11 protein-coding genes are annotated in these 12539 nt (G+C 37.2%); 1 reads left to right on the top strand and 10 read right to left on the bottom strand.

Annotation, left to right across the window (positions count from 1 at the left end):
* Positions 1 to 71: 71 nt before the first annotated feature.
* The 10 genes from MHZ92_RS07730 to MHZ92_RS07685 all read right to left on the bottom strand — a co-directional run bounded on the left by MHZ92_RS07730 (position 72) and on the right by MHZ92_RS07685 (position 11231).
* Entirely contained in the window at positions 72 to 1313 is a 1242-nt protein-coding gene (locus tag MHZ92_RS07730) for an MFS transporter (RefSeq protein WP_239431092.1), read from the bottom strand.
* Between the two features lie 82 nt (positions 1314 to 1395).
* Positions 1396 to 2076, bottom strand: a complete 681-nt coding sequence (locus tag MHZ92_RS07725; protein ID WP_239431091.1) for a GntR family transcriptional regulator — start codon at positions 2074 to 2076, stop codon at positions 1396 to 1398.
* A 162-nt stretch (positions 2077 to 2238) separates the two neighbouring features.
* Positions 2239 to 3633: a M20/M25/M40 family metallo-hydrolase gene (locus tag MHZ92_RS07720; RefSeq protein ID WP_239431090.1), complete on the bottom strand. Its 1395-nt coding sequence runs from the start codon at positions 3631 to 3633 to the stop codon at positions 2239 to 2241.
* A 40-nt stretch (positions 3634 to 3673) separates the two neighbouring features.
* A complete protein-coding gene (locus MHZ92_RS07715; RefSeq protein WP_239431089.1) occupies positions 3674 to 5215 on the bottom strand; it encodes an ABC transporter substrate-binding protein in 1542 nt (513 codons plus the stop codon).
* A 123-nt stretch (positions 5216 to 5338) separates the two neighbouring features.
* Entirely contained in the window at positions 5339 to 6307 is a 969-nt protein-coding gene (locus tag MHZ92_RS07710) for an ABC transporter ATP-binding protein (protein WP_239431088.1), read from the bottom strand.
* The gene (locus MHZ92_RS07705; RefSeq protein WP_239431087.1) at positions 6304 to 7320 is read right to left on the bottom strand and encodes an ABC transporter ATP-binding protein; all 1017 of its coding nucleotides are present in this window, start codon (positions 7318 to 7320) and stop codon (positions 6304 to 6306) included. Before MHZ92_RS07705 ends, MHZ92_RS07710 begins: the two co-directional genes overlap by 4 nt.
* A 34-nt stretch (positions 7321 to 7354) precedes the next feature.
* Positions 7355 to 8260, bottom strand: a complete 906-nt coding sequence (locus MHZ92_RS07700; RefSeq protein ID WP_239431086.1) for an ABC transporter permease — start codon at positions 8258 to 8260, stop codon at positions 7355 to 7357.
* Positions 8261 to 8275: 15 nt separating this feature from the next.
* Positions 8276 to 9301 carry an ABC transporter permease gene (locus MHZ92_RS07695; protein ID WP_239431085.1) on the bottom strand — a complete coding sequence of 342 codons (1026 nt, stop codon included), beginning with the start codon at positions 9299 to 9301 and terminating at the stop codon, positions 8276 to 8278.
* Between the two features lie 611 nt (positions 9302 to 9912).
* Positions 9913 to 10506, bottom strand: a complete 594-nt coding sequence (locus MHZ92_RS07690; protein WP_239431084.1) for a hypothetical protein — start codon at positions 10504 to 10506, stop codon at positions 9913 to 9915.
* On the bottom strand, positions 10506 to 11231 hold the full coding sequence (locus MHZ92_RS07685) for an HAD family hydrolase (protein ID WP_239431083.1): 726 nt from the start codon (positions 11229 to 11231) through the stop codon (positions 10506 to 10508). The genes MHZ92_RS07690 and MHZ92_RS07685 overlap by 1 nt, the downstream gene beginning before the upstream one ends.
* Before the next feature lie 176 nt (positions 11232 to 11407).
* Between MHZ92_RS07685 and MHZ92_RS07680 the strand changes: the two genes are divergently transcribed.
* Positions 11408 to 12523, top strand: a complete 1116-nt coding sequence (locus MHZ92_RS07680) for a hypothetical protein (RefSeq protein ID WP_239431082.1) — start codon at positions 11408 to 11410, stop codon at positions 12521 to 12523.
* Positions 12524 to 12539: the final 16 nt, after the last annotated feature.

Below are 12539 nucleotides of genomic sequence, written 5' to 3'. Positions count from 1 at the left end.
ACAATTACTTTTAAATAGGGGAACTTTTGACCAATCACAATACCTGGAAATTTAGATACTCTTTTAATTCCTTAAATAGCCCCTTTGACTTCGCTCAATCGCCGGGTGAAAAATGATAATAAAAGAATCAACAAGGACAATCCACCCAAAGAAAACCAGGCAAATTCATACGTAGAAGTTTTATCAACAATCCAACCAAATAGTGGAGGAACTAAAACAATTCCCAAAGATCCTATCATCAAACTAAAACCCGTTGCGGTCCCTGCTAAGTTTTTAGTGGTAGACTCGCTTGCCATATTCATCCAGATACCATTAAATCCTGATACACAGAAACCGAATATACAGGAAATGAAGAAAATGATGAAAAGTGGAGTTTGACTTGGTAATACTGCGACAGTTACGCTGGTTATAAATGTAAGTAATGCTATAATCATAAATATAATTTTTCGATTTCCATTAAAGATAAAATCACTAATAACTCCCCAAGCAATCCTACCAAAAGAACCACTTACTTCTGAAAAAACCAATAATAGACCTGCCATTGCCAGATTCATTTGGAATTTATCGTGAGCATAAATTATAATAAAGGTATTCCAGCTAATTTGTATTCCGCTTAATCCAGCGGCAGATAGACTAATTTTCCAGAGAGTTTTATTCCGTATGATTTCTTTAAGCCTTCTGAGAAATAATTGGATAGTTAATTTTGGAGTACCCGCAACATTCTTTTCAGGTGAGTCCCGATAGTAAATGAAAGCAAAAATACTAATGGTAATTAGTAATAAACTCGCTATCAATATAGCCAGTCTCCAGCCTATCTGGATTGCTATGGGTAATAAAATTAAGGATGCTAAAGCCGAACCAAAGGTCATACCCATCTGCTTAATTCCCATCGCTGTGCCTCTTCTCTTCAACGGAAACCAATATACAATACCTAAATTTGTAGTTGTATGTATTGTGCCAAAACCAAGGCCTCCTACGAAAAGAAAAACTAAAATTAATCCAAGACTATACGAAAACGAGAAAAAAACAAATGAAAATCCCAATACTAAACCTAATATCAATAATAAATGTCGTGAACCCCACTTATCACTTATAAAACCAGAGGGTAATCCAATAAAGAGCTGACCTAAGTAAAGAGCTGCTGGCAATAATCCAATTTGAGCATTGGTTAACTCTATATCAGTACCAATTAATGCACCTAAAGGTGCTAGACTACGACCAACAATGGCGACAGCAATTTGAACAGCCAATAGCCAACCTAGCATGATCCAAGCGATTCGCAATGATGAAGGGCCATAGCGTGATAGATTCATATTTACCCCCTAATCCAGTGAATAATCGATTGCAAAGTATTGTTTTAGCATAATTCATTTTGACAAGTACTTATAATGTACTCTATACATTCTGTTTATTTTTTTTACTTTTGTTCATAAAACTAACAAATGCAGAGATATCAGAGTCCATATGTTTTTCCATTAATTTTTTTGCAATTGTAGCATTCCCATCGGAAATTGCCGTGAAGATTTCCCGATGTTCCTTAATGTAATCATCATTTACATCGTTTCTATGATAATTACCAATTATCGTGCTTCTATAATAGGTGATTTTACCCTTTAATGTTTCCACCATATCAATTAAAGAATTGTTTCTTGAAGAAATTACAATAATGTCATGAAAGATAATATTATTCTTAATAATATCTTTTGAATCATTTCTTCGAAAAGCTTCCTCGCTTCTTTCTAAAACTTCTTTTAGATGGGTAAGTTCTTCCTTAGAAATGAATTTAGTTGCTAATTCAACAGCCATCGATTCTAGAGCCTTCCGGCACTGATAAACATCAATAACGTCTTTCTCCGTATATTCGATAACATGATTATAGTTATCTTTTTGAACAACTAATCCTTCCTGTTCTAATCTTCCCATTGCCTCACGTACAGGACCCCTACTTACCCCAAGATCAGCCGCAATTCTCGATTCAACCAGCTTTTGTCCTGGCTGGTAAACACCTTCCAATACTTCTTTTCTTAAAATTGAATATACCTGGAGATAAAGTGGCTCCATTTTTTGTATTTTCATTATCATCATTCCATTTTTAAATTATTTTACTTTCAGATGTAACACTTTTAAGTCTAGCAAAATTCAGCAACAAAGCCCAGGAAACCATAGACTCTCAAGCCCAATGCGTACTGCGTTTAACAATCTTTAGATTTTATAAACGCAGTACTTATGCTACAGCAATTAAACCTTTCCGATTTCAATCTTTCTCCGTGTACCGTTTTCCGTGTATTTTTCTCCTAAGTCCATTAATACTTTGCAGCTTGTTTGAATTCCTTTGTAATAGCAATCGATGTCCATATTCTCATTCGGAGCATGGTTATCTTCATCTGCATTGGCATATGGAACTAATACTGCGGGCTGGGCTAAAATATCAGTAAAAACATAACCTGGCATCGTTGCTCCAATAGCGGGTAAGATTATTGGTTCTTGCTCGTACGAATCTCTTACAGCACCTAATATAGTTTGGACCACTTCCAAATTAACAGATGTTCTGGATGGCTTAGTGCTACCCATTTTTTCTATCTCGATATCAGGAGCATGAACATTTATATGTTCAACTATTTTACTATATATTTTTTCAGGATTTTGATCCGCAGCTAAACGCATATCAATTGTTACTGTTGCAGTACTAGGAATAATCGTTTTTTGACCATCTTCAGTATAACCACTATATAACCCATTTATATTAAATGTGGGTTGCATCGCTATTCTACCGTAGTAGGTTTCTGCATCAAGGTCAATTTTATCCACACCAACAACTTTAGCTGTTTCAATTGGATCAAAGGGCAGGTTCCTCAAAATGCTTGACTCTTCTTTTGTGGGTTTTCTAATGTCATCGTAAAAGCCATCAATTAATACTTTTCCTTCCGGAGTAACCATTGTATTCAACAAATGAATCAGCTTCCAGGCTGGATTAGGCGCAATTCCACCTTTATTTCCAGAATGATTATCGTGGGAAGCTCCTTTTGCTCTCATTTTAATGTAAAGCATCCCTCTGTTACCTAGCAGAACCATGGGTTTTCCGGACGGATCCATTGGTCCATCTGCAGTGTAAACTACATCCGCTTTCAATAATGTTTTATTATTCCTTACAAATGGTTCAAAGTTCAGACTTGAATTCTCTTCTTCTCCATCATACAAGAATTTTACATTAATGGGCAATTTTCCATAAGTATCAAGTAAAGTTTTAACCGCTAAAATATGCGCCAAAAGCTGTCCTTTATTATCGCCGGCACCCCTGGCATATACCCTTCCATTACGAATTGTTGGTTCGAAAGGAGGGGATATCCAAGACTCTAAGGGATCGGCTGGCTGGACGTCATAATGACCATAAAAAAGAATTGTGAAGTTATTATCTGGGTGTATGACTTCCCCATAGACTACAGGACTCCCATCTGTCGGCATAACTTTTACGTCAATCCCTGCTCTTTCCATAATGGTTTTTAAAAGTTCTGCACAATCTTCTATACCATAATTAGTTGAGCTGATGCTTGGCTGTCTCAATAAAGACAAAAATGTTTCCATGTACTCTTCTTTATTCTCTTCTATTCTATTTTTCACTTCAATGAAATCCATAGTACTCCCTCACTCCTTTTATATTATGAACTCTATTACATTATTTACTTGGAAACCCTACTCTAATTTGTTCGTCTGACCTTGGAACCCATTTCAATTTGCTACGATAAGCATAGTTATCTTGATTTGTGTATAAGAATACAGCTGGAGCATCTTCAAATAGTACAGTACCGGCTTCCTGCAATAACTTTTCTCTTTCATCAACATCGAAATTCATATCAGCATCATCTAAAATCTTGTCGAATTCTGGATTAGAATACATAGATCGTTTCGTCACGCCTGTCCGGAAATATTGGCGCAGAACGATGTCAGCATCGAAGACAGGTCCACGTCCAATTAAGTACATGCCATAAGCACCTTCTTTATACTCACTCGAGAAAACTGCCCATTCCGGTGTTTGAACGGTAACATTAATTCCAACTTCTTTTAACATGGAAGCAACGGCTTCAGTAACGTCCACATCACGTAAATATCGGTCTGTGGGAGTTACTATATTAATATCAAGGCCATCTTTATAACCAGCTTCCGCTAAAAGTTCACGAGCTTTATCCTGATCAAAAGGATAAGCCTCCCACTCGGGATTATATCCAAAAACATTATCTGCTACAGGACCATTTAATTTATTTACCTGACTTTCTTGAACGTGTTCAATAAGACTGTCTATATCAATCGCATAATTAATAGCTTGTCTAACTCTAACATCATCAAAAGGTTCAATTGTTGGGTTCATAACATAGAACATCATCCGAAGACTAGGTAAACCTTCAACAGTAATACCTTGTAAATTCTTGAGTCTTTCTAAATCTTGGGTTGGTGCAGGGATAATATCTACTTCTCCCCTTTCCAATGCAGCTACCCTTGCAACATCTTCTGGCATAGTTCTAAATACAACTTGATTAACCTCTGGTGTCCCCCCCCAATATTCTGGGTATTTTTCTACTACGAAATTTTCACTTCTTTTCCACTCCTTGTACTTATATGGCCCTGTACCAATAGGGTTTTTATCAGCTTCTTCCTGTCCAAGTTCTTCGTAATGTGCACCGCTTGAAATATAAAGTAAAATTAACTCTTTCAGTATTGAAGCACTTGGTTGTTTGGTAACTAACTTTACAGTGTGTGAATCTACCTTTTCAACACTTTGCATAAGTGCTAAAAATGAAGTTTGTAAGCTTTCCGGATCTGTCATTATGCGATTGTAAGTATGCACAACATCATCTGCTGTAAATTCACTGCCGTCATGAAATTTAACATCTTTTCTAAGTGTAAAAATCCAGTCTGTTTCATTTTCCACCGTCCAGCTTTCTGCTAACACTCCATAATACTCTGTTGTTTCAAAATCAAATTCAACAAGTGGTTCCATAACATGTCTCCAGATACCATAAACCGGTATCGCACTATGTGCATATGGATTCATGGCGTCTATACCAATCGTTTGAGCAACGGTAACAGTTTCTACTTGTGTATCTTCAGTTGCTTTGTCTCCTTCATTTTCTTCGTTATTACTCACACTTGAATTCGAACATGCCACGACAATCAATGAGATTAATAATAGAATCCCTAAAAACATTTTTTTACCAAACATTAAATACACTTCCCCTCTCACTTTTAAATAAGCAGATCATCTATTCAAATTTATGCAATTTACTTCTCCCAGTCTTTTAAAGGTTCCTGACTACCCAAGGCATTTTGTTAGATTAAATAATTGTTAATTAAATAAATGACAAGAAACAAGACGTCCTTCTTCAACTTCTTGAAGCTTAGGGTTAATATCTTCACATATCTTCATCTTGTATGGACATCGGGTATGGAACCTGCATCCCTTAGGAAGTTTCATCGGCGAAGGTATTTCTCCTTTTAAAACTATGCGCTCTCGGTTATGAATACGATGTTCAATTGTAGGAATCATTGATACCAGAGCTTTCGTATAAGGATGTAAGGGATTCTGGTACACTTCTTCAGTCATTCCTTTTTCAACGATTTCTCCAAGATACATAATTCCAATAACATCACTCATGTGTCTAACAACGCCTAAATCATGGGCGATAAATAAGTAAGTAAGATTAAATTCCGTTTGAAGATCATCCAACAAATTTAAGATTTGAGCTTGTATCGAAACATCCAAGGCAGAAACCGACTCATCACAAATAACCAATTTAGGTTTAAGTGCAATTGCGCGAGCAATTGCTACACGCTGTCTTTGCCCACCAGACATTTCATGCGGGTAACGCTTCGCTGCCTCTTTCGAAAGGCCAACCAGTTCTAGTAATTCCTCTGTTCGCTTTTTTCTTTCACTTTTCCCCCAGCCTGCAATTAGCATAGGTTCCTCGATAATCTCTCCAATAAGCATTCGTGGGTCTATGGAAGAGTACGGATCTTGAAAAACCATTTGAATATCACTTATTTTCAAAGCCTTTGACTCTTGATTCCTTAAGGGAGTAATATCTTTTCCACGAAAAAACACCCGACCATTCGTTGGCCTTTGAAGGCCAGCTACAACTCTCGCTAATGTGGATTTCCCTGAACCTGACTCCCCAACAAGTCCGAAAGTATCACCTTCATAGATATTTAAATCAACTCCATCAAGAGCCTTAACACTTTGTTTTGTTTTAAATATTCCTCTCTCAATTGGGAAATGGCATTTAATATTTTCCATTGTTAAAATTGAGCTTTTCATCTATTGACCACCTCCCTTGTGTTAGTCGCATACGTTTCTTTTTCAAGTAACAAACATGAGGCATTAGTGAATTCGTCAATTTGAATTAATTCGGGACTCTGAGATTGACATTTAGGTATTCCAACTGGACACCTTCCATAAAAGCGGCAACCCGATGAAAAACTTCCAGCCGGAGGTACTGAACCTTTAATAACATCCAAACGTTCTCCCCGCAACTTACCATCCGGAATTGATTTTAGAAGCCCTTGGGTATAGGGGTGAACAGCATTCTCAAAGATTTTCCAAACTGGAGACTCTTCTACAATTTCTCCGGCATACATTACAGCTATCCGATCTGCTACTTCTGCCACCACTCCAAGATCATGAGAAATAAATAACATTGATGTGCCAAAGTCGTCTTTCAGTTCTTTCATTAAATTAAGAATCTGTGCTTGAATGGTTACATCTAGTGCCGTTGTCGGTTCATCTGCTATTAATAAAGCTGGTTTACAAGCTAATGCCATCGCTATCATGACTCTTTGCCTTTGTCCTCCAGACAATTCATGTGGATAGCTTTTTGCCTTCGAGGATGCATCTGGAATCCCAACACTATTAAGCATGTGGATGGCTAATTCAAGAGCTTCTTTCTTACTCTTTTTCATGTGTGCTCGAATGACTTCTGCAATTTGATTACCAACTCTATGAACAGGGTTAAGTGATGTCATCGGCTCTTGAAAAATCATCGAGATTTTACCGCCTCTAATGCGATGCATTTCAGAAACAGAAGCCTTCACAATATCAGTTCCATTAAAAATAATCGAACCCTCTAACTTTGTTTTATTTGGAAGTAGTTTTAAGAGGGAGAGTGCTGTCATACTTTTTCCACACCCCGATTCACCAACCAATGCAAGAACTTCCCCTTTTTTTATTTTAAAACTAATATTATTAACTACTTTCAACTTCCCTTTGGTAGTAGGAATATTAACTGATAGATTTTTAACTTCTAATAAATCTCGTTGTATGGATAAATTCATTTCTCCGCCCCCAATATGCAAATAATTAGAGTCACTAAGACCGACCTCTAATACTTGGGTCAAACCAGTCCCGAACTCCATCACCTAATAAATTCACAGCGATAACCGTAACAAAGATACATATACCTGGAATAATAGATAGCCAAGGAGCTGCATACATGTAATCTCTACCTTCAGATAACATCGAACCCCATGTCGGAATATGTGGAGGAACACCCATGCCCAAGAAACTTAGACTTGATTCTGTAATAATTGAAGAAGCAAGTGAATACGTCGCAATAATAATCACAGGGGCTACAGAGTTCGGCAGTATATGTCTGATAATCGCAAAATAATTTTTTGCCCCCATGGTTTTGGCTGCCTGAACATATTCTCTAGATTTGAGACTCAGAGTTTCGCCACGAACAACCCGACAATACTCCACCCATCTCTGCAATATTAAAACAAGTATCAATATACCTAAACTTTGACCAGAAATCGCCATTATAGAAATTGCAAGCAATAAAAATGGGAATGACTGGAAAACCTCTACTATCTTTTGAACAATGTAGTCTATCTTTCCTCCATAAAACCCAGATATTAAGCCAAACGTCGTTCCGATTATTCCCGCCCCTATTGCAGCTGCTAAGCCAACTGTTAATGATATTCTAGCTCCATAAAGAATTCTGCTAAATATATCTCTTCCCAATGTATCCGTCCCTAAAATGTGAGCAGCTGAACCCCCCTCTGCCCAGGAGACTGGTAGCAATCTATCACTAAGCACCTGCTGATCCGGAGGATGAGTAGCAATTATTGGTGCAAAAACAGCGGATAGAATTAAAATCAAAACAACCAAACCACCAGTAAAGATACTCCAAAAACCCGGGTGCTTTGTAAGCGCATACAAATCGGTCCACCGTATACTATTTGCACGATTCTTTACCAAAGGTTTAACTACCAATATTACCAACCCCTTTTAATAGCGAATTCTTGGATCAATGAATTTATAGCTAATATCAACAATTAAGTTCAAAAACACATATGTTAATGCAATAAAAAACACAATACCTTGAACTAGAAAATAATCTCTCATTCCAATTGAAGTGATGAGTAAACTACCCATACCAGGCCAACCAAAAACTGTTTCTACGATAATTGATCCCCCTATAACACTTCCAAGTTCTAAACCAACTATTGTTACGATAGGAATTAGCGCATTCCTGAAAATATGTGAAGACGTAACTGTAATTTCATTGATTCCTTTTGAGCGAGCTGTTCGGATAAAGTCTTTATTCATCACTTCCAGCATGCTAGATCTTGTAATCCTCATAATCATTCCTGCAACCGCGGTCCCTAATGTGATAGCTGGCAATATTAGGTGGGATAAAACAACCTTAAAACCATTCCAGTCTCCATGTAAAATTGTATCAAGCAAAAGGAAATTAGTTGGACCACTATATTGTAGGGCATCAAAGGGAACTCGTCCCCCTGTTGGGAACCAACCTAATGTTCCTCCTAGAAAGATGATAAGGATTAATCCTAACCAAAAATTTGGCAAGCTGACCCCAAACAAACCTGCTGTAGATGCAAGACGATCGAGAAGCGTACCAGGCCTTAATGAAGCAATAATCCCTAAAGGAACGCCTACAATTAACGCTACAAAAATAGCACTAAATGCTAATTCCAATGTTGCTGGTAATCGTTCAAGGACAATACTAAGTACCGATTCCGAGTAAACCATTGAATTTCCAAAATCTAACACTAAAGCACCAGCCAAAAAATCAAAGAATTGCGTGTATAATGGACGATCAAAACCAAATCTCTTCATAGCCTCCTCAATATCCGCAGAAGTAGCATTTTCAGGAAGCAATAGCATAACTGGATTTCCGGGAGACAGTTGCAACATGAGAAATACAAATACAAGAATAATAAATACAACAGGTATAACTCCTAAAAGTCTTTTAAGAATATAAGACTGCATATAAACCCCCCATTTTTTCACATTTCCTTGCTGAATTATATTTTCTCAACTTACCCTCCCTTCTTTTGGTTCTAGATAACAAGGAGATATATTGTAATAAATAATTTAAACAAAGGAGATTAAAAACAATCAACTGTTAACAGTAAACCATTTTTATTTAGTATAGACACAATTATTTGACTTCGCAATATTATTTTAATATTCTTTCCGCGTAATCTAGTAATTGTTTTTACATAAACAGTCTTTTGGGTAATATAGATGCTGTAGAAAACTAGCGGAATAAAGTAAATTACACGTAGGAAATCCGAATAATAGTGAAAAATAGGATAGGTTATAAGAAAAAGCAAAAAGTAGTATTTGATAAATGCTAATTAAAAACGTCCAATTGCTGACGGTATGTCCTGTCTTGGATTCAACGGATATAATGTCCTTATCAAATCTTAAGAAAGGAAAAGACGTCTCCCGTGATGCCGACCATTTAGCCGATGGCGACGGAAGAGCGTCCCTACAAATATGATAATCGTACATAAGTATGATGATAGTCTATAAATAGGACTCACTGAATTGGGGGAGTTATAATAACACAAGGCAAAAAGTCCTTCCTCATTTCTCGACAAAATTAAAAGGATCACTTAAAAAGTGATCCACAACTCTATGTACGATGTCACAGCTATATATAATTCATAAATAAACGCACACAAAGTCAATAACACCAAACAGATCTGAATGAAGATAAACATTTTATAAGCAGAGACTTTCAAAAAGAACTGCTTATACAAAAACGGATAAGGGATGCGACCAGCTTTAACAGAGGCTTCAAAAAACTCATCCGATGGCTTAATTCTTCTTAAATTATAATCTTCCTTGTAAGAGGTTTCTTTCGTTTGATACATATCCTCGACTAATTCGATTCCGCCCAATTTATAAAGAATCGTTTCAATGCTGCCCATTTGATAATAATTGTCTTTAATGATTCGAATTAGAATCGTGTAGTTAAACAAAACAGCTAACCCCCAGATGATGAGTGTAATTAAGACATTATCCAAATCCTTCATAAACCCAAACATAGCACCTGTCAACGTAACACTAAGTGCTAATGATTGCCATGTCATTTGGTCACGATGACGCCAATCCTCACTCATTTGTTCATATTCCACATTTCGCAACTCAAGGAATTCTTTACGTGTTAAATCTTCTACGGTCGGTTCTTCTTTCGTCGTTTTCATCATTTATGTTCACCTGCGCTAATCGGTAATTGAAGTTTTTCTCTTAAAAACATAACAGCCTCACCAATCGTTTCAAATGTAATATCCGCTTCCTTATAACCAATTCCAATCGAAAATCCTGCTTCTTTTAACATCGCAAGATCGTTTCCACTGTTTCCAACCGCAATAACCTCTTCTTTTGTAATTCCTTCATAATTCATGATCTGCTTCAACGCAAGTCCTTTATTTATGTTCGGTGGAACGATTTCAATACTACCATCTGGATGGAAGAATAATGAATAACTATCATCATTAATGACGTTTTCATAATAGTCCTGCATGAAATGAGCCAACTCATCTCGATAAGAATCATCCATTGCAAACACTGCAAAATTCGTGAAGTTTGGTTGTATCCAAACTTTCTCTTTGAACTTCTTCTGAATCAGTTCACGTAAATGTAACAGCATCTTCTTCTGCTCATCCGTTGGTTCATTTTGAAAATACATTTTAGGTGGAAAACTAATATCATAATATGTATATGCGCCATTTTCCCCAGAAACAATGGGGTTTTTCAATTCAAGTTGTCGACCTAACCCACCTATGTACATAATAGGTCTTCCCGACATAATTGCTATTTTCAGACCATTTTCTTCGGCTTCATAGAGAAATGTTAAAGTTTCGGTATCTATAGGATCATCTGGGTTACAAAGTGTATGGTCTAAATCAAAGGCTAATAGTTTATACATGGATCTTCCTCAATTCACATTATTATTGTATAAATTGATTATAAGATTTATGGACTCACTTGTCTTTAAATTATTTTATTTCTGCAGAGTCTTATAGTCTAAATCCTGGTTATGAAAAGTATGCGCATTCTACTAGTAGAATGGTAAGATATAGGTTGAAAGAGGGGGAATTGGAATTGAAGAAATTACAAATGTTATTCTATTTTGGATTGCTTACATTAATCCTTTACGGATGCTCTTCCAATATCAAATCTGTCGGTTCCAAAGAGATTGAAAGCATGGACATCTCGAGCTATTTCCCGCCAATTGGCATGATGAGGACATATGTCCAATACGGTACAAACGGACAAACGATGGAAGCGAACGATTCGGTGAATCTGTCAATCAATTCTGATGGTCCGGATACGGTGTATATCCATGAAAAAGGCGGATTGGCCATCGAGTCAATTAAGGAATTTATCGTTACGGATGAGGAAATTAGGCTCGTCTATGTCATCAATGCCCTGAAAAATGAAGAGACGTCTGTCGTGGAACTAGCGAACAAACCTAAGTGGGAAAAGAAGGATATGGACAAATCGGTTAGCCATATAACCGCTACCGGTTTGACCGTAGTAGTCCCAGCAGGCTCCTATGATAATGTGATTGAAGTGACTACTGTCATCCCAGATGACAAAAAAGGCCGCCGTACAGTCCATTACTATGCACCTAACATAGGGCTTATCAGAACTGTGTTTGGCTTCGAAGACGGAGACGAGTTCACATTTTCCGAGTTAAAGTCCGCGAAGACGGGGAACAAGGAAGAAGTGAACAACGTTATCGGTGAAGAAGAAAAAGGCTCTAAGTCGGAGAATGGAAACTCAACTGGATCCAAGCAGAAGAAGAAAGATGATAAGGCTTCGAGTGTAGAATCGGTACAAGAAATCTATTCAAATAAGCAATACGGTTTTTCATTTAAAATGCCCGCTGATATACTTAAGCGATTAACTGTCGACACCGGGTCTTGGGATTCTGATGCTGTTGCAACAGTCGACTTTACATTCACTGAATCATCCCGCTCTGTAGAGCAACTCGTATTCAGTATCATCGTCTTTGCCAATGAAGGCAATGACGATACGTTGGAGCACCCTTTCTACAAATACATAGGATCAAACGATTCCTATATTTTCGCCTATGCGATGTCTAGCGAACCGAATGAGGTGATGCTGCGGAAGGAAAACGAAGATTTACTGCACGAAGTGCGTTTAATGGTGGAGTCTTCAGAACAAGCGATGGAAACATTTGAAGTTAATTAAAATTAAACCGGCACAC

This window comes from Sporosarcina sp. ACRSL (genome assembly GCF_022346605.1).
Classification (GTDB): Bacteria; Bacillota; Bacilli; order Bacillales_A; family Planococcaceae; genus Sporosarcina.
This window is presented reverse-complemented; position numbering and strand designations above follow the sequence as displayed.